Source organism: Caballeronia arvi, from assembly GCF_001544695.2.
Classification (GTDB): Bacteria; Pseudomonadota; Gammaproteobacteria; order Burkholderiales; family Burkholderiaceae; genus Caballeronia; species Caballeronia arvi.
In genome coordinates this window covers 1-17,808 of record NZ_FCOM02000026.1, presented here as the reverse complement: position 1 = coordinate 17,808, position 17,808 = coordinate 1, and the positions used below count along the sequence as shown (strand labels likewise).

The window sequence follows — 17,808 nt, the reverse complement described above, 5'->3', positions numbered from 1 at the left end:
TCAACGGATGATCGATTCGATGTAATCGGCCGGCAGACCGATCGACGCATAGTGCCTGCGGGTCGCCTCGATCTTGGTGAAGACGTCCTCGTAACCCTGCGCGACGCCTTGCGGATCGACATACGTATAGCCGCCCGTCACGTGAAACCAGGTGATCATCTCGGGCACGTCCTCGGGCACGAAAAGCGTGTGCGTTTCGCCCGCGGGCTCGAACGCATAGCCGCCCTGTTCCGCAACCCAGTCGTGTTCGAGGTAATACCAGCGGCCCTTGAGCACCATCGCATGAACGGCGCCGCTATGACGATGCCGCGAGATCACGCCGCTGCGGCGCACGCGCAGCAGATTCACGTAGTAGCCCTGGCTCGCGTTGAGAATCAGCGGCTTGAACGACACGGTTTCGGTCGCAGGCACCCACAGGTTGTCGTCTTCGAGCCAGTCGGTCATGACGCCGCCGTGAACGAGATCCTTCGACATGTACGGGACTTGCGGCAACTGATAGGCGATGACCTGTTCGTCGGGCTTCACTTCGGTTTGCATGAGTTTTTCTCCGTGGTTTCTGGATGCGGCGCGCCGGATCGGCGAACGAGTGAATCAGTGACCGAGGTAGGCGCGCCGCACATGGGGACTGTCGAGCAATTCTGCGCCGGTTCCGGAAAGCGCGATGGCGCCGTTTTCCAGCACGTATCCGCGATTCGCGAGCTTGAGCGTGTGGAACACGTTCTGTTCGACGAGCAGCACCGTCACGCCGCGCGCCGCGACCGTGCCGACCACTTCGAACATCTGCTCGACGAGCAACGGCGAAAGGCCGAGCGACGGTTCGTCGAAGATCAGCAGGCTGGGTGCGGACATCATGCCGCGCGCGATGGCGACCATCTGCTGCTCGCCGCCCGACAGCGACCCGGCCAGTTGCGTGAGACGCTCGCGCACGCGCGGAAAGAGTTCGAGCACTTCGTCCATGCGCTCGCGCCGTGCGCCGCGCGCGGCCCGACGAAACGCGCCCATCAGCAGGTTCTCTTCGACGCTCAGAAAAGGGAAGAGCTGGCGGCCTTCGGGAACCATCGTGACGCCCATCGCGACGATCTCGTGCGACGTCTTGCCGATCAGCTCCTGTCCCTGAAACGTGATGCTGCCGCCGCGCGCCGCGACGATGCCGCACAGCGTCTTCAGTGTCGTGGTCTTGCCTGCGCCGTTCGCGCCGACGAGCGTGACGATCTCGCCTTTCTGCACGTCGAGCGAGACGCCGCGCAGAACTTCGCTCTTGCCGTAGCCGGCCGAGACGTTATGCAGCTTGAGCATCGAGATACCCCTTGCCGAGATAGGCCTGAATCACCTGCGGATCGTTGACGACATCGGACGGCTTGCCTTCCTTCAGCATGCGCCCGGCATTGATGACGATGATGCGGTCCGACAGCGCCATCGTCGCCTGCATCATGTGCTCGATCATCAGCACGGCGACGCCCGAATCGCGGATGCGCCGCACCATGTCGATCGCACGCGCGATGTCGGCGGGATTGAGGCCGGCCATCACTTCGTCGAGCAGGAGCGCGCGTGGACGCGTGGCGAGCGCGCGCGCCACTTCGAGACGCTTCATGCCGCCGACGGTCAGGCTGCGCGCTTCGGCATCGAGCAACGAAGTGAGATCCGTGATCTGCGCGACTTCGCGTGCGATCGATTCCGCCTCCACGCGCACCCGGGTATGCATGAACGCGCCGAGCATGACGTTCTCCAGCACCGTGAGGCCCGCGAACGGCTGCGCGATCTGGAACGTGCGGCCGATGCCGTCCTTCGCGAAGGCATCGGGCGTGCGCGGTTCGGCCCAGGTGCCATCGGCGAGACGGATCTTGACGATGCCCTCGTTCGGCCGGATGAAACCCGAGAGCTGATTGAAGACCGTGGTCTTGCCCGCGCCGTTCGGGCCGATCACGCCGAGAATCTCGCCGGCATGCAGCGTGAGCGAAACGTCGTCGGTGGCAACCAGACCGCCGAAACGCTTCTTCAGATGCTCTGCCACCAGCAAGGGCGTGCCGAGCGGCAAGGCATCGGCGGGCGCGATCGACTTCGCCGGTTCGGGCGGCGGCGTGCGGGCGCCCGGCAGGCGGTCGATGAAACGCAGCACATGAGCGCCCAGATGCCCGACGAGCCCGCGCGGAATGAACAGCACGACGAGCACCAGCACGACGCCGTAGACGAAGCCGTGCGTGCCGCTGCCGAACGAGCTGAGCCAGCCGCGCGCGAGTTCGGCGATCGGCAGCACGAGCACGGTGCCCGCGAGCGGCCCGGCCACGCTACCGAGGCCGCCAATCAGCGCGAACATCGCGATCTGAACCGACAGTTCCAGCGAAAATGCGGCGGACGGATCGATGAAGGTGAGATACATCGCGTGAAAGGAGCCGATCAGGCTCGTCAGCATCGCCGAGATCACGGCCGCGCCGATCTTCACCTTGACCGCATTCACGCCGACGGCGCGCGCCGCATCTTCACGCTCGCGCACGGCGATCAGATAGAAGCCGAAGCGCGAGCGGCGGATGAGCCACGCGGCCCACAAGGTCGCGAGCAGGAAGCCGAACGCGATCAGCAGATACGCCCACTTTTCGCGCAAGACCATCCATTTCAGGCCGATATTGAGCGGCACGTTGAGGCCCGCCGAGCCGCCCGTCCAGCTTTCCTCGTGCACGGTGAGCAGGCGGCACACTTCCAGAAACGCGATGGTGGCGAGCGCGAAGAACGGCCCGCGCAGACGCAGCGTCGGATACGCGATGACGACCGCCGCCGCGGCCGAAATGACGGCGCCCACGAACATGCCGAGCCACGGCGTGATGCCGAAGTCGATGACGAGAAGCGTTGCCGCGTACGAGCCGATGCCGTAGAACACTGCGTGTCCGAGCGACAGTTGCCCGGCGAAGCCGCCGACGATATTCCACGCCGTCGCGAGCGCGCCGAAGATGCACACGAGCACGGCCAGGTGAAACGCGAACGGCGATTGCAGCGCGAACGGCACCGCGAGCAGCGCGAGGAGCGCCAGCGCGCCCGTGTAGCCGCGCGGATGCAGGAGATTAGGGAACATCGTATGCCTCGCTGAACGTTATTCGGAGCCGCGTCCGAGACCGAAGAGGCCGGTCGGGCGCACCACGAGAATGACGAGGAAGATCGCGAAGTAGACGACCTCCTTCATGTCGGGCGAGATGTAGTAGCCCGCGAGACTGTCGATGAGCCCGATCACGATCGACCCGACGAGCGCGCCCGGCAGGCTGCCGAGACCGCCCAGCACGACGATGACGAACGCGGTCAGCACGAAGTACTGGCCGACGGTCGGGAACACCGGATACTGCGCGACCAGGAGGCCCGACGCGAGCCCGACCAGCGCCGCCCCGATGCCGAACGCGAGCACATACGTGGTCTTCACGTCGACGCCCATCAGCGAGGCCGCGTAGCGATGCTGCGCGACCGCGCGAAACGCGCGTCCCGTGTAGGTGCGCTGCAGGAAGAGATGCAGGCCGCCGGCGACCGCGAGCGCCGCGGCGAAGGTGATCAACTGCCCGCTCACGATGTTGATGTCGCCGAACTGCAGATGCTCGGTGCCGAAGCTCACGTCGACGGGATGCACGTCCGCGCCGAAGATCATCAGCGCGAGATTGACGAGCGCGGTCGATACGCCGACCGTCGCGAAGATCTGAATGTGCGCATCGGCGGAGAGCAGCGGCTGGATGATGAGGCGCTGGATCAGCACGCCGAATGCGAACAGCAGCAGCGCCACCGGCACCGCCGACACATACGGATGCCAGCCGAGCTTCGCGGCGAGCAGCCAGACGGCGTACATGCCGACCATCAGCAGCTCGCCGTGCGCGAAATTGACCACGCGCACGACGCCGAAGATCAGCGTCAGGCCGATGCTGATGATCGCGTACGCGCCGCCCAGCAACAGGCCATTGACGAGAAGTTGCAGAAGAATGGACATGCTCGTTTCCTGGAGACCGCGCAGCGCGTTCACGCCGCGCGGTTCGAGTGAAAGAGAAACGGGGATTGACAGCGGCGGATTACTGCGCCGTGACCGTGACCGGCCTGGCGATCGCGACCGCTTCCGGATACACCGTCACGAGCTTCCCGCTTTGCCACTGCATCACGTTGGTGGTCGCGAGCTGGTTCTGGCCGTTGTCGGCGAACTGGAAGCCCCAGCCGGCCGCGGTCGTGCCGGTCGCCTTCTTGTAGGCGAGCACGGCGGCGCGGATCTTGTCCTTGTCGGTGGATTTCGCGTTGGCGAGGACATCTAGAAAGGCCTTCGCGCCGACATAGTTCACGAGACTGTGACCCGAGCGCGGCGCCATGCCGAAGCGCTTCTGATATTCGGCGTTGAACGTGTCGAGGCCGGGTGCGCCTTTTTCGTTCATCGCGACTTGCGGGAAGTCGATGTCGTACACGCCGTTCATCTGCGCGCCGACGGCCTTGGCGGTATCCGCGAGCGAGTAGCCGCCGCCCGCGCCGATCACGGCCTTCGGCTTGAAGCCGGCTTGCGCGGCCTGACGGAAGAACAGGATCGAGTCGTTCTGATACGAGGTTTGCAGCACGACATCGACATCCGCGCCTTTCAGACGCAGGATCAGCGACGACAGATCGACGCTCTTCGCCGAATACGGCAGCACTTGCACCACGTTCAGCCCGAGCTTCTTCGCGCCTTCTTTCTGGAAACCGGAGACCAGCGTGCCGTACGGTCCGTCTTCCGCGATGATCGCGATCTTGAGCGTCTTCGGATCCACCTTGAGCTGCGGCGCGACGACCCTGGTGAGCGCTTCGAGCGTGCCGTCCGCGAAGGTCTTCGTGGTCGAGTTGCTGCGATACAAATACTTGAAGCCGCGGCTCGTGATGGTGTCCGCGGTCGCGCCGAGCTCGAAGAACGGCACGCCGGCCAGTTCGGTCACCTGCGTCGCCGCCGACGACACCGCCGACGAATAACTTCCGAACACCGCCGACACGTTCTCCACCGAACTCAGGCGCCGCGCTTCGCCGACGGCCTGGTTGGCATCGACGGCATCGGCTTTCACGAGCACCACCTTGTCGCCGTTGACGCCGCCCGCCGCATTGCGTTCATCGACGGCGAGCTGCACGCCGCGATAGCTCTCGTCGCCGAGCAGCGCGAGCCCGCCGCTGAAGGGGAAAAGCGCACCGATCCTGATGTCGGCGGCGTGCGCGGCCGTGAGGCTCGATGCGGCGAGGCATGCCGCGGCGAGCGCGCGAAAGGCGGTGCGGGGAAAGGGCGAGGACATGCGTTGTCTCCTTGTGTTGTTCGTAATTGCTAAAGGCGGCGCGAAATGAAGCGCTTCAAAAATGATGCGAGCGATAGGTTGGTCTGTCTGATGTTGCTTGTTGCGACGGCATATTCCGGCAAAAAGAAGGCGAAAGTCAGGGCAACGTACCGCGACTCCTTCCGTTCAAGATAAATTTGAAGCGCTTCAAGTTTGCGGTCGAGACCGCCGCGTCGTCAACCGAGGGTTTGCACGTAATGTCCTGTCGGCGGCACTCAGGCAGTAACATCGACACTTCCTCTCACTCGGAAGCAACGTCGATGCAAGTGCTGGTTGATGCGGACGCCTGTCCGGTCGTGGTCAAGGAGATGCTGTTTCGCGCCGCGCGGCGCGTCGAGGTATGCGTCACGCTGGTGGCGAATCAGTATTTGCGCACGCCGCCTTCTCCCTTCATCAGGTCGATCCAGGTGCCTGCCGGTTTCGATGCCGCCGATGACCGCATCATCGAACTGGTCAGCGGCGGGGATCTCGTGATCACCGCGGACATACCGCTTGCCGCGGCCGCCATCGATAAGGGGGCTCACGTGCTCGATCCGCGCGGCAGCTGGTTCACCCGCGAGAACATTCAGGAGCGTGTGACCATGCGCGAGGTCATGGATCAGCTTCGCGCGTCAGGCGTCGATACGGGCGGTCCCGCGGCCTATGCTCCAGGCGACAGCAAGACGTTCGCCGGACAACTGGACCGATTCCTCGCGCGACATCGCGCAGGCGGGCGTCCCGCCGGTTGACGATGCGGGCTAGTCGCTATATATCAAAGGGTTCCGCGCGCAGATAATCGGCGCTCTAAATTTTTCTTCTGACGAGATGGCCGATCGAATCGACGAAGAAATCACGTTCCGCAAGCTGGAAGTCCTGCTCGCATTCATGGAGACGGGCAACCTGTCGAAAGCGGCCGAAGTGCTGGGGGTCAGCACGGTCAGCGTTCATCGCGCGCTGCGTTCTCTCGAACAAGGCGTGCGCTGTGCGCTGTTCCGCCACGAGGGCCGCAATCTGAAGTCGACCGAAGCCGCGCAGATGCTCGCGGACGTTGCGCAGGAAGTGCTCACGCTGATGTCCGAAGGCGTCCGGGCGACGCGCGAGGCGGCCGGGTATTCATCGGACCGTCTGAAGATCGGCTCTTTGTATTCGCTGACCATCCGGACCGTGCCGGGCATTCTCATCGACATCAAGGTGCGGCGTCCGATGCTTCAGGTCGAACTGGCGCTCGGTTCGAACGCGGAACTGCTCGGCAAGCTCAAGCAAGGCGAGATCGATGCCGCGTTGATGGCGTTGCCGGAAGCCGAGTCCGAAATCGAATCCCTGCCGCTTTTCGAAGACGATATCTTTTTTGCGGCGCCCGCGGCTTCGCCGTATGCGCGTCTCGAAGCAGTCGATTTGCGGGACTGCCGCGATGAGACATTCGTATCGCTGGGCGAAGGATTCGCAACGTATAGCGGCTTCATGGAAGCGTTTCGCGTCGCCGATTTCACGCCTAACGTAACCATGAAAGTCGGCGACATCTTCTCATTGATGAACCTGGTCAGCGGCGGCGTCGGCTACACGCTGCTGCCTGGACGCGTGCGCGGCGTGTTCGGCGACAAGGTGCAATTCATTCCGCTCAAGCCGCAATATCTGATGCGCCAGACGATAGGCGTCAGCTTCCTGCGCGCGCGCGAACGAGACCCGAATCTGCTGGCGCTCATGGCGGTCTGCCGTCTTCGCACGCGCAGCGCAAGCTAGCCGAAGCGATCACGCGCCCATCAACGACCGCGTCGCGAAGAACAGCACGGAAGGTCCGAGCAGGCAGCCCACGCCCGTGTGAAACGTGGCGATCAACGCGCCGTAGGGAACGAGCCGGCGGTCCGTCGCGGCGAGCCCCGCGCTCACGCCGCTGACCGTGCCGGCGAGTCCGCCGAAGATCATCGCCGAGCGCGGCGTCTTGAGGCCCATGAAGCCCGCGGCGAGCGGCGTGCCGATCATGACGATGATAGCCTTGATGAGCCCCGTCGCGATGCTGAGCGCGATGACGTCCGAGCTCGCGCCGATCGCCGCGCCCGTCACCGGCCCGACGATGTAGGTGACAGCGCCCGCGCCGATGGTCGTCATGCTGACGGCATCGGTGTAGCCGAATGCATGCGCCATGCTCGCGCCGACGATGAACGGCAGCAGCGTGCCGAGCAGCAGCGACACGACGCCGATGAGCCCCGCCTTGCGCGCTTCCGTCGCCTGCACTTCGAACGCGGTCGCGACGATGGCGAAGTCGCGCAGCATCGCGCCGCCCATCAGGCCGACGCCCGCGAAGAGCGGAATGTCAGCGAGGCCTTTCTGGCCGGCTGTGAACGCGCCGCCGAAATACGCGAGCACGAGACCGATCACGATGGCGATAGCCGAACCGTGCACGCGTCCGAACGTCAGCTTGCGCGAGATGAGGGCGGACACCCACATGATGAGCCCCACGAGCGCGAACGCCGTGACGAGTCCGTTGTGAACCAGCACTTTGTCGATCATTTCAAACATGGCGCGTTACTCCTCGTTCAGATTTCTTCGAGATGCGGGGCCATCTCGAGCGTCGTGCTGTCGCGGCCGGTGCGGGAAAGGACGGCGATGCAGAGGGCGCACGCAGCGGCCGCGCCCAATGCCGAAAGCAGCGCCACGGGGCCGCCCTTGAGCGCTGCAACCACGTTCTGATTGGCAGCCATCGCGACGACGACGGGGATATACATCGCGCCCCAGAAGGCCACGCCTCCCTCGGTTTCCTTCGGCAGCAGCCCTTTCTTGTGCAAGTAGAGGCGAAGGAAAATCAGCATCAGCATGGCGATGCCGACACCGCCCACGTTGGTCTTCACACCGATGGCTGCGCCGAGCAGGTCACCGAGAAAGAGTCCCGCCAGATGGCAGAACGCGAGCAGCGCCGTTCCGTAGATGATCATTCAAGTGTCTCCGTTGATTGCTGTATTGGATTTTTGCGGGCCATGCATCGGCTAAGCCCGATTGCTATGAAGCGAGTCTAAGAAGCAGACAAAGGCGCTTCAATCACCTCGGGAGCGATTCCGTTATCCAGAAGTTAATGAACCGCTCACGCTTTGTGGCAGCGCCTTGGCAGGACGGGCGTGAGCGGCGTCATCGGCCTTCGTAGGGGTATGCCCGAGGTCATCCGCACGCGGCAGTGAAATGCAGCGAACGATCGTCTGAAGAGTCTTCGTGTCGATGAAGGAATCGGGATAAACCCCTAGCGAAGCGCGCTCGCTATGTATAACCAAATGTATCCGAAAGTGCCCATAAAACGTTTCTTGCAGGGGCATTTCGGCTTGGTACGCTTGCTGGCAGGACGGTCTTTCGGAGGAAGAGACGAATGTCATTCAGGCGAATGTTCAATGCAGTCGAAACGCATTCGGGCGAACCCATGCGGGTCGTCACCGGCGGCGTCCCGCAGATTCCCGGCGATACCGTCTACGAGCAGATGAAATGGCTCGAGAAGAACGACGACCAGATCCGCAAGCTCATGTTGCGCGAACCGCGCGGTTATCCGCCCGTGTGCTGCAATCTCATCGTTCCTTCGAAGAATCCCGAGGCGAAGGCAGGTTACATCATCATGGAGCAGTCCGAGTATCCGGTGATGAGCGGTGGAAACACCATTTCGGTGGCCACCGTTCTTCTGGAAACCGGCATGATTCCGATGCATGAGCCCGTGACGGAGTTCATGCTCGAAGCGCCCGCGGGCCTAATCGGCATAAGAGCGGAATGCAGCGGCGGCAAGGTCACGCAGGTCACGTTCAAGAATGTGCCGGCGTTCGCCGCGCACCTGGACGCCGTCATCGATGTGCCCGGCCTCGGCAAAGTGACCGTCGACGTCGCGTGGGGCGGCATGTTCTATGTCATCGCCGATGTCCGTCAGTTCGAGGGCTTGCGGCTCGTTCCCGAGCAGGGCAGGGAGATCACGCGCATCTCGGCGCTCGTGCTGCGTGCTGCGCAGGATCAGCTTCCTGTCGCGCATCCCGACTACCCCGGAATCGGCATCACCGTGTCGCAACTGTCGGGGCCGCCGCACAGCGAGGCGGCCGATTGGCGCAACACCGTCACGGTGGCCAACGGCCCGATCGATTTCGACGATCCTTCGACGTGGACCGGCGCGCTCGACCGCTGCCCGTGCGGCACAGGGACATGCGCGAAGATGGCGGTCCTTCACGCCAAGGGACAACTGAAGATCGGCGAACCGTTTCGTCACGAGAACCTGCTCGGCATCGCCTACACGGGGCGGCTGGTGGAAGAAGTCCGCATCGGCGACCGCGTGGCCGTCGTGCCGACCGTATCGGGAACCTCGTGGATCTACGGCTTCAACACCTATGTGCTCGATCCGACGGACCCGTTTCCCGAAGGCTTCACGGTCGGCGACATCTGGTAGCCACGAGACCGCCACGAAAGCACCGACCACTCTTCTTTCTGCCGAGTTACCCGATGAATCCCGCAAGCAAGCGCACCTGGCCGCGTTCCGCCCTCGACACCACCGTGATGGGATTCGGCGCTGCCCAGATCGGCAACTTCGGCAAAGCGATGAGCGACGAAGAAGCCGCGATGGTCATCGACGCGGCATGGGACGCAGGCATCCGATACTTCGACACGGCGCCCAGCTACGGTCATGGACTGAGCGAAGCGCGCTGCGGGCAGGGATTGCGCTGGCGTCCGCGGGATCAGTTCGTTCTTTCGACGAAGGTGGGGCGCCTGCTCAAGCCACGCAAGCGCAGCGAGATTCGCTTCGGGGCGTGGGTGGATGGCTTGCCGTTCGAATGGCATTTCGACTACGGCTACGACGGCACGCTGCGCTCGATCGAGGACAGCCTGCAGCGCATGGGGCTGGAGCGCATCGACATCGCGTTGATTCACGAGATCGATGAGTACACGCACGGCGAGCGTCAGCCCGAAGTCTTCGAAGAGGCGATGAAGGGCTCCGCCCGGGCGCTGCTTCGCCTGCGCGACGAAGGCGTCGTCAGTGCGATCGGCGTGGGAGTGAACGAATGTTCGGTGGCGCAGGCGGCCATCGAACGTGCGGATTTCGACTGCGTGCTGCTCGCGGGCCGATATACGCTGCTCGAACAGGATGCGCTCGACAGCTTCCTGCCGCTTTGCGTGCAACGCGATGTTTCAGTGATCGTGGGCGGCGGCTATAACAGCGGCATTCTGGCGACGGGCGCGATACCGGGCGCGCGATACAACTACGCCGCAGCCGACGATCGAATCATGGAGCGTGTGCGGCGCATCGAACGCGTATGCGAGACATACGGCGTGCCGCTGAAGTCCGCCGCCTTGCAATTCATTCTCGCGCATCCCGCCATTCCATCGATCATTCCTGGTGTGCGCAGCGTCGGACAACTCGAAGCCAACGTGCAGACCTTCAAGGCGGATATACCGCCTGATTTCTGGGACGAACTGCGCAGGCAGGAACTCATTCGCACGGACGCGCCGACGCCCCGGTAACGAAGCAGAGTCGAAGGACTGCTATCGGATGATGAATCCGGTTCTGGCGGCCGTGCTCTTTCGCCTATACTGGTCGTGTCACCACTTGTCCTCCGACCGACTGGGGAGTCATCGTGAAAACAAGGATTCCGACCATCGCGCTGTCATTGATCGTGACCGTTGCCGCCGCTTACGTGTCCCCGCTTTCGTATGCGCAGGATACCGGTTCGGCCGCGACCGGCACGACGCAGGCCGCGCCGCCCACCAAAGCGCAAAAGAAGGCGGCGCGAAAAGAGGCACGTGCGAAGAAGAATGCGGAACTGAAAAAGCTCGAAGATGCGGGCTATAACCCGGGACGGGCAAACGATCCGAACTATCCGCAGGATATCCAGAACGCGCAGAAGAAGGCGGGAATCGGGGCCGCTGCGAGCCAGTAGGCGTATCGGGCGAATGTCTTTCGACGGCGCTCTTCACCGCATGCCGTGACTGAAATGAGCCCGCTGGCGTCGTACAATGTCACTCTGTCTTTAAAGGCATGCCCGACGCTGCTATTCTGCGGGTATAGCTTCGACGCTCGACCTCGCTGTTTTATTCAAAAAGCTATCCGGCACCGGTTTTCGGCTATTCATTTCGCAGATCGCCTCTTCGAATAAGCGCTGCAAATTGATCGGCAGGCATTTGATTTGCTATCGGGCGCTTTCGAATAGCGCTCCCGTTTTCCGCGCCATTATGTCTACAATCCAAAACCCGTTCGCGGCAATGGATACGCAATACGAGTGAATGAACCAAGCATGGCTTATACGAATCCAGAAATCACGGCACTCCTGGCCAGGCAAGACGCATTGAACAAGCAACTCGCCGAAGCCAAAGAACGCGAGACCCGGCAAGTGTTGCTGGAAATCGTGCAGAAGATGCGCGACTACAACATTGGCCTTGATGAATTGCTCGGCCGGAAGTCGCAAGTACGGGAGCCGCAAGTACAGGAACCGGTCAAGGAAGCAAGGTACCGCGACCCGGCCAGCGGGGCGGTGTGGAGTGGCCGGGGCCGCGCGCCGCACTGGATCGCCGGCAAGAATCGCGACGATTTCCTCGTCGACAAACCGGGACCGGCCATGACGAAGGCCGCCGTCCAGGCCGTACTGTTCGGCGACTAGCCAGCGGCGCGGCCGTGTCCGGTCAGTCGGCCGGATGCTGCGAGCCTGAATGCGCTGCCGGCGCGACGGATGCGCCGTCGATCCGATGCCGCGACAGCGCATCGGCAACGAACCCCGACGCCTTCATCGACTCGACGAATTTCGAGTTCCTCATCGATGAAAGTCCGCACCACGGCCGGCGATGTCGGCGCGCGCACGATTTGCGCCGCCTTCACCTCGCGCATGAAAAAGAGGTCATGGGCGCAGCCCTTGCCGACGGTGACGCGGTTGTTCGCTCGATCCACATCGGCATTGGTCCTGACCGGCGATTCATCGCGCACGAGACAGAAGCCTTCGATCAGCGGGTACGGCGCGCTGAACGCGATGGTCTCGCCGCGCAACGGATCGATCGCGAAGAAGCCGAAGCGGAGGAGAATCCAGCGCGTACACAAGAGGTCGCTACATCGGTGTAGTAGTACTGATGTCATTACCCTTCCTGTCGCATGCGCAAGACAACGTGACGCTTTATCCCTTCCACGACCGACAAGCAGGTGTCGCTGCGCATCGGCATGCGGCACAAGTTCTGACGCACGCGGACGATCAGCGTTTTTCAAAACCGACAGACACATCGAAAGCAATCGGCAATAATATGGGATTCCAGCGGCATGACGCCGCGATCCTATTCAAGCGAAGGCCTCGATGTCCGATCTCAAAGTCGATAGAAACGCGAAAACGTTAAGGGAGCTGACGCTCGAGAAGCTCCGTGAAGCGATCGTGCAAGGTTATTTCCGGCCGGGCGCGCGGCTGGTGGAGCGCACGCTCTGCGACGAGCTGGGCGTAAGCCGCACCGTGGTGCGCGAAGTGCTGCGCCATCTGGAGACGGAAGGTCTGGTCGAGAGCGTGGCGCGCCAGGGGCCGATCGTCGCGCGGCTCGATCCTACGCAAGTCGCCGAGATTTACGAGTTGCGTGGCTTGCTCGAAGCCAACGCCGCGCGCGCATGCGCCGAAAAGGTGACGCCGGCGATCATCGAAAATCTGCGCGGCATCCGGCGCAAGATCGAAAAGGCTTTTGCGAAGGACGACTTCGCCGAAGTGCTGGCCCAGACGGAAGCCTTCTACGATGCGCTGTTCGAAGGCGCCGAGAAATCGGTTTCGCTGTCTGTCGTGCGCACGCTGAACACGCGCATCAACCGGCTTCGGGCTTTGACGATCGCGTCGTCCGGGCGCGGCGCGGAGTCCAACGAGGAGATGAACACGCTGATGGCCGCGATCGAGCGCGGCGACGGCGCTGCCGCGTTCGATGCATCGGCGGCGCACATCCGGCGCGTATCGGAACTCGCGCAGCAGGCGCTGAGCAAACTTTCCGAGCCCGACTGAGTTTTTCGACTGCACTTTTCCTGAAACCGCCCGCTGGGCGGTTTTTTTTTGCGCACGCGGCCGTGATCGCGAGCCGGTGCCCTGCCGCACGGAATCATGGCATTCCATAATACCGAGTCCGGTTCTCGTCACCGTAATATGGCATACCATAATCTGGTGATTCAGGAGGAAAGCATGAAGTTGGTCACGGAGCCAGGCGCATGAAGCCGCAAACGAGCCGTCTCTTTTCCGCCGGCATGGCGGGCGGCACGCGCTACAGCCTGTATGCGTCGCGCGCCGGCGAGTCCGGAGAAACGGTCGTGCTGATCCACGGCGTCGGCATGAATCACAGCGTCTGGGCGCCGCAGGTCGATGCGCTCACCGCGCAATTCCCGGTGCTCGCGTACGACATGCCCGGCCATGGCGAGAGCGCGTTGCCGAGTGCCGCGCCGACGCTCGCCGAATACGCGATGCAGCTCGCCACGCTGCTCGACACGTTGAAGATCGGGCGCGTGCATGTCGTCGGGCATTCGATGGGCGCGCTCGTCGCACTGGAATTCGCGCTGACTCATCCCGCGCGCGCGTCGAGCGTAGCGGCGCTGAATGCCGTTTACGACCGCACGCCCGAGCAGCGCACGGCGGTCATGAGCCGCGCGTCGACGCTCGATGCCAGCGCGTCGGATGCCGGCGTCGACTCGACCATCGAGCGATGGTTCGGCGTGCCGGTGCCGCAGCATCTCGCGGCGGCCGCGCAGGACTTGCGGACCTTGCTGCTGACGGTGAATCCGGCCGGCTACGCGCGGACTTATCGACTGTTCGCGAGCTCGGACGACGCGCATGTCGGCCGTCTCGCATCGCTCGACATGCCCGCGCTCTTTCTGACCGGTGAGCTCGATCCGAACTCCAGCCCCGCGATGTCCGAAGCGATGGCCGCGGCCACGCCTCATGGCCGCGCCGAAATCATCGACGGCGCTCGCCACATGATGAATGTCACCGATCCGGAGCGCGTCAACGAGCGGCTCGTCGCGTTCCTGACGAAAGCTTCGAATGCCCAACCGATCAACGCAACATCCACAGGAGGACGTCATGACTGACGCGATCAAAGAACCGGCGCTGGACGTCGCGGAATTCCGCCGCGCACTCGGTGCATTCGTGACCGGCGTGACGGTCGTCACGACCATTCAGCCCGACGGCTCGCCGCGCGGCTTCACCGCGAATTCGTTCACGTCGGTGTCGCTCGATCCGCCGTTGATCCTCGTTTGCATCGCGAAGACGGCGGCGAGCCACGCGGTTTTCTCGGAGACCGATCACTTCGCCGTGAGCGTGCTGGCGGAAGACCAGAAGGCGGTGTCCGGCGTGTTCGCATCGAAGATGGCCGACAAGTTCGCGCAGGTCGACTGGCATGCGCGCATCACCGGCGCGCCGCTGATGAAAGGCGCCGCCGCGAGCTTCGATTGCAGGACGCACGATGTCGTCGATGCAGGCGATCACATCATCCTGATCGGCCGCGTGGTCGATTTCAGTCACACGACGTCGTCGCCGCTGGGCTATTGCCGCGGCGCTTACGTGAACTTCAGCCTGTCGCAGGAAGCGCTGTCGGCTGCCGGTTCGCGCGCGAAAGTCGGCGCGATTCTCGAAATCGACGACGGCATCGTTCTGCTCGACACACCGAACGGCCTCGAACTGCCTGCGGGCGTTCGCCTGGAGCCGTCGAGCGATGTCAACAGCCTGCGCGGCGTGCTCGCCACGCTCGGTCTCGACGCCCATCTGGACTTCCTGTTCGCCGTCTTCGAGGAAGGCAGCGGCCACGCGCCGGGCGTGCACGTGTATTACCGCGGCCGCGTCAGCAGCGATGGCCTCGCGCCGCGCTCGGCGCGCGTGCGCGTCGTCCCGCTCGGCGAGATTCCGTGGGACCGCATCCGCGACGACGCCGTGCGTTCGATGCTGCAACGCTATGTGCGCGAGCGCAGCGAGGATGCGTTCGGCATCTATGTCGGCGATACCGCGGCGGGCAAGGTTCAGTCGCTCGCGACTTCCCACTGAAATCAACCGACCTCTAAACAGACACGCATGTTCTACGAAATCCGCACGTATCGAATCAGGACGGGCGCGGTGCCGGCCTATCTGAAGCTCGTCGAGGAAGAGGGCATCGAGCTGCAAAAGAAGTATCTGGAGAACCTCGTCGGCTACTTCCAATCGGAGATCGGGCCGCTGAATCAGATCGTTCATATCTGGGCTTATCCGTCGCTCGATGAACGCGAGCGCCGGCGCGCCGCGCTCGCGAACGATCCTGCATGGCAGGCGTTCGCGCCGAAGATCCAGGCGCTGATGGAAGAGATGGAGAACAAGATCATGCGGCCGACGAGCTTCTCGCCGCTTCGCTGAACACCGGAACAGACCGCATAGCCAAGCGGCTTCACACAGGAGACAGACATGAACACCCGATACAGCGTTCTGGCGGCATCGATGATCGCGGCATGCGTGTGCGCCACGCTCGCGCAGGCAGCAGAACCGATCGTCTTCACGAGCTGGGGCGGCACGACGCAATCGTCCCAGCAGAAGGGTTGGGCGCAGCCCTTCGCGCAGGCCAACGGCATCAACGTGCTGATGGACGGCCCGACCGACTACGGCAAGCTCAAGGCGATGGTCGAAAGCGGCAACGTGACGTGGGATGTCGTCGATGTCGAAGGCGATTTCGCTTATGCGGCGCAGGCCGCGGGACTCGTCGAACCGATCGATTACAACGTCGTGAAGAAGGACGAACTCGATCCGCGCTTCGCCACGCCGGGCGCGGTGGGCAGCTTCTATTACTCGTTCGTGCTCGGCTATAGCAAGGCGAAGTACGCAAGCGTGCAACCGCAGAACTGGACCGATCTCTTCGATACGAAGAAGTATCCCGGCAAGCGCACGTTCTATAAATGGTCCGCGCCCGGCGTGCTCGAAGTCGCCTTGCTCGCAGACGGCGTGCCGGCCAACAAGCTGTATCCGCTCGACCTCGACCGCGCGTTCAAAAAGCTCGACACCATCAAGGGCGACATTGTCTGGTGGAGCGGCGGCGCGCAATCGCAGCAACTGCTCGCATCGGGCGAAGCGCCGATGGGCGTGTTCTGGAATGGCCGCCTGCACGCGCTGGCGCAGACCGGCGTGCCCGTCGGCGTCTCGTGGAATCAGAACCTGACCGCGGCGGACATGCTGGTGGTGCCCAAAGGCTCGAAGCACAAAGCCGAAGCGATGAAGTTCCTCGCCTACGCGACGAGCGCTCAGGCGCAAGCCAAGTTCGCCACCGACACGAACTACGCGCCGATCAACGTGAAGTCGCCAGGCCTGATGCCCGCCGATGTCGCGAAGCAACTGCCCGATCAATACAAGACTTCGCAGATCAATCTCGACATGAAGTACTGGGCCGAGAACCGCGACGCGATCGCGAAGCGCTGGTACGCGTGGCAATCGAAGTAAGCCGCTGCCTTTATCGCTCAGATTGAATGGGAGCCGTCATGCCGAATGTCCTCAGTACCGTTGCACCGCCCGCCGCGAAAACGCGGCGCAAACCGGACTGGCGCAGCATGCGCCTGCTCGCCCCCGCGCTGCTGTTGCTCGCGATCTTCTTCGTTCTGCCGGTGCTGTCGCTTTTGCTTCGCAGCATCATGGAGCCGGTGCCCGGCCTGCAGAACTATGCCGAGCTGCTCGGCTCGACGACGTATCTGAAGGTCTTCGGCAACACGTTTCTGGTCGCCACCGTAGTGACGGTTGCGACCGTCGTCATCGGTTTTCCGACCGCGTGGCTGCTCGCCATCGCGCCGCGCAAGATCAGCTCGCTGCTGTTCTCCATCCTGCTGCTATCGATGTGGACCAACCTGCTCGCACGCACTTTCGCATGGATGGTGCTGCTGCAATCGACCGGGCCGATCAACCGTCTGCTGATGACGCTGCACATCATCAACGAGCCGCTGGCGCTGGTGAACAACCTCGTCGGCGTGATGGTCGGCATGACGTACATCATGCTGCCGTTTCTCGTGATGCCGCTGCACGCGACCTTGCGCAGCATCGATGCCTCCACGCTGCGCGCAGCGGCCGTGTGCGGCGCGAGCCGCTGGCAGGCGTTCTGGCGCGTACTCGTGCCGCTCGCCGCGCCCGGCATCGCGTCCGGCGCGCTGATGGTCTTCGTGATGGCGCTCGGCTATTTCGTGACGCCCGCGTTGCTCGGCGGACCGTCGTACATGATGCTCGCCGAACTCATTGCGCAACTCGTGCAGGGCCTCCTGAACTGGGGTCTCGCCGGCGCCGCCGCTTTCGTGCTGCTCGCGGTGACGCTCGGGTTGTTCACGCTGCAACTGCGCTTCACCGGCGGTGCGCGCGCAAGCATGGGAGGACGCTGACATGTTGCTCGATTTCGATCGTCTCGGTTCCCTGAAGTGGGTGTTGATCGCGATTGGCAGCGCGGTCGGTCTCTTCCTGCTGCTGCCGATCCTCTTCATCGTCGCGCTGTCTTTCGGCGACTCGCAATGGCTGATTTTCCCGCCGCCGGGCTGGACGCTGGAGTGGTATCGCCAGTTGTTCACCGACTCCGGCTGGGTCGATGCGCTGCTCACGAG

Annotated in this window: 19 protein-coding genes and 2 pseudogenes; 13 read left to right on the top strand and 8 right to left on the bottom strand. The window is 63.2% G+C overall.

What is annotated here, in order from left to right; all coding sequences use genetic code 11:
* From AWB74_RS24835 to AWB74_RS24815, 5 genes are all read right to left on the bottom strand, one after another.
* Window positions 1-537: a 2,4'-dihydroxyacetophenone dioxygenase family protein gene (locus tag AWB74_RS24835; protein WP_061149358.1), complete on the bottom strand. Its 537-nt coding sequence runs from the start codon at window positions 535-537 to the stop codon at window positions 1-3.
* 54 nt (window positions 538-591) lie between these two features.
* Window positions 592-1,296, bottom strand: coding sequence for an ABC transporter ATP-binding protein (locus tag AWB74_RS24830; protein WP_061149357.1), 705 nt, complete (start codon window positions 1,294-1,296; stop codon window positions 592-594).
* The gene (locus tag AWB74_RS24825; RefSeq protein ID WP_061149356.1) at window positions 1,280-3,064 is read right to left on the bottom strand and encodes a branched-chain amino acid ABC transporter ATP-binding protein/permease; all 1,785 of its coding nucleotides are present in this window, start codon (window positions 3,062-3,064) and stop codon (window positions 1,280-1,282) included. The genes AWB74_RS24830 and AWB74_RS24825 overlap by 17 nt, the downstream gene beginning before the upstream one ends.
* An 18-nt stretch (window positions 3,065-3,082) precedes the next feature.
* The gene (locus tag AWB74_RS24820; RefSeq protein WP_061149443.1) at window positions 3,083-3,955 is read right to left on the bottom strand and encodes a branched-chain amino acid ABC transporter permease; all 873 of its coding nucleotides are present in this window, start codon (window positions 3,953-3,955) and stop codon (window positions 3,083-3,085) included.
* A 79-nt stretch (window positions 3,956-4,034) separates the two neighbouring features.
* Window positions 4,035-5,258, bottom strand: a complete 1,224-nt coding sequence (locus tag AWB74_RS24815; RefSeq protein WP_061149355.1) for an ABC transporter substrate-binding protein — start codon at window positions 5,256-5,258, stop codon at window positions 4,035-4,037.
* A 299-nt stretch (window positions 5,259-5,557) separates the two neighbouring features.
* On the opposite strand from AWB74_RS24815, the gene AWB74_RS24810 reads away from it, so the two are divergent.
* Together AWB74_RS24810 and AWB74_RS24805 are read left to right on the top strand one after the other, a co-directional pair.
* Window positions 5,558-6,025 (top strand): YaiI/YqxD family protein, encoded by a 468-nt coding sequence (locus AWB74_RS24810; RefSeq protein WP_061149354.1) that lies wholly within the window; start codon window positions 5,558-5,560, stop codon window positions 6,023-6,025.
* Between the two features lie 76 nt (window positions 6,026-6,101).
* A complete protein-coding gene (locus tag AWB74_RS24805; protein WP_061149353.1) occupies window positions 6,102-7,016 on the top strand; it encodes a LysR family transcriptional regulator in 915 nt (304 codons plus the stop codon).
* A gap of 9 nt (window positions 7,017-7,025) precedes the next feature.
* Here the strand turns inward: AWB74_RS24805 and madM are convergent, their stop codons facing one another.
* Window positions 7,026-7,793: a malonate transporter subunit MadM gene (gene madM / locus AWB74_RS24800; protein WP_061149352.1), complete on the bottom strand. Its 768-nt coding sequence runs from the start codon at window positions 7,791-7,793 to the stop codon at window positions 7,026-7,028.
* A 17-nt stretch (window positions 7,794-7,810) separates the two neighbouring features.
* Window positions 7,811-8,206: a malonate transporter subunit MadL gene (madL, locus tag AWB74_RS24795; RefSeq protein WP_061149351.1), complete on the bottom strand. Its 396-nt coding sequence runs from the start codon at window positions 8,204-8,206 to the stop codon at window positions 7,811-7,813.
* A gap of 422 nt (window positions 8,207-8,628) precedes the next feature.
* Here madL and AWB74_RS24790 point away from each other — a divergent pair, with 422 nt between their 5' ends.
* The 4 genes from AWB74_RS24790 (at window position 8,629) to AWB74_RS24775 (ending at window position 11,881) form a co-directional block, all read left to right on the top strand.
* A complete protein-coding gene (locus AWB74_RS24790; protein WP_061149350.1) occupies window positions 8,629-9,678 on the top strand; it encodes a proline racemase family protein in 1,050 nt (349 codons plus the stop codon).
* A 53-nt stretch (window positions 9,679-9,731) separates the two neighbouring features.
* A complete protein-coding gene (locus AWB74_RS24785) occupies window positions 9,732-10,748 on the top strand; it encodes an aldo/keto reductase (RefSeq protein ID WP_061149349.1) in 1,017 nt (338 codons plus the stop codon).
* A 110-nt stretch (window positions 10,749-10,858) separates the two neighbouring features.
* Entirely contained in the window at window positions 10,859-11,164 is a 306-nt protein-coding gene (locus tag AWB74_RS24780; RefSeq protein ID WP_407642468.1) for a hypothetical protein, read from the top strand.
* 354 nt (window positions 11,165-11,518) lie between these two features.
* The gene (locus AWB74_RS24775; RefSeq protein WP_061149442.1) at window positions 11,519-11,881 is read left to right on the top strand and encodes an H-NS histone family protein; all 363 of its coding nucleotides are present in this window, start codon (window positions 11,519-11,521) and stop codon (window positions 11,879-11,881) included.
* 22 nt (window positions 11,882-11,903) lie between these two features.
* Here the strand turns inward: AWB74_RS24775 and AWB74_RS24770 are convergent.
* Window positions 11,904-12,285, bottom strand: a pseudogene (locus tag AWB74_RS24770) (ABC transporter substrate-binding protein); the annotation flags it as partial.
* 274 nt (window positions 12,286-12,559) lie between these two features.
* Between AWB74_RS24770 and AWB74_RS24765 the strand changes: the two are divergent.
* From AWB74_RS24765 to AWB74_RS24735, 7 genes and pseudogenes are all read left to right on the top strand, one after another.
* Window positions 12,560-13,237: a GntR family transcriptional regulator gene (locus tag AWB74_RS24765; RefSeq protein WP_061149346.1), complete on the top strand. Its 678-nt coding sequence runs from the start codon at window positions 12,560-12,562 to the stop codon at window positions 13,235-13,237.
* Window positions 13,238-13,437: 200 nt separating this feature from the next.
* Window positions 13,438-14,310, top strand: a complete 873-nt coding sequence (locus AWB74_RS24760) for an alpha/beta fold hydrolase (RefSeq protein WP_061149345.1) — start codon at window positions 13,438-13,440, stop codon at window positions 14,308-14,310.
* On the top strand, window positions 14,303-15,259 hold the full coding sequence (locus AWB74_RS24755; protein ID WP_061149344.1) for a flavin reductase: 957 nt from the start codon (window positions 14,303-14,305) through the stop codon (window positions 15,257-15,259). The genes AWB74_RS24760 and AWB74_RS24755 overlap by 8 nt, the downstream gene beginning before the upstream one ends.
* A 27-nt stretch (window positions 15,260-15,286) precedes the next feature.
* Window positions 15,287-15,601, top strand: coding sequence for an NIPSNAP family protein (locus tag AWB74_RS24750; RefSeq protein ID WP_061149343.1), 315 nt, complete (start codon window positions 15,287-15,289; stop codon window positions 15,599-15,601).
* 48 nt (window positions 15,602-15,649) lie between these two features.
* Window positions 15,650-16,672: an ABC transporter substrate-binding protein gene (locus tag AWB74_RS24745; protein ID WP_061149342.1), complete on the top strand. Its 1,023-nt coding sequence runs from the start codon at window positions 15,650-15,652 to the stop codon at window positions 16,670-16,672.
* A gap of 38 nt (window positions 16,673-16,710) precedes the next feature.
* Complete coding sequence (locus AWB74_RS24740) at window positions 16,711-17,592, top strand: ABC transporter permease (RefSeq protein ID WP_061149441.1); 882 nt, start codon at window positions 16,711-16,713, stop codon at window positions 17,590-17,592.
* 1 nt (window position 17,593) lies between these two features.
* A pseudogene (locus AWB74_RS24735) lies at window positions 17,594-17,808 on the top strand (ABC transporter permease); the annotation flags it as partial.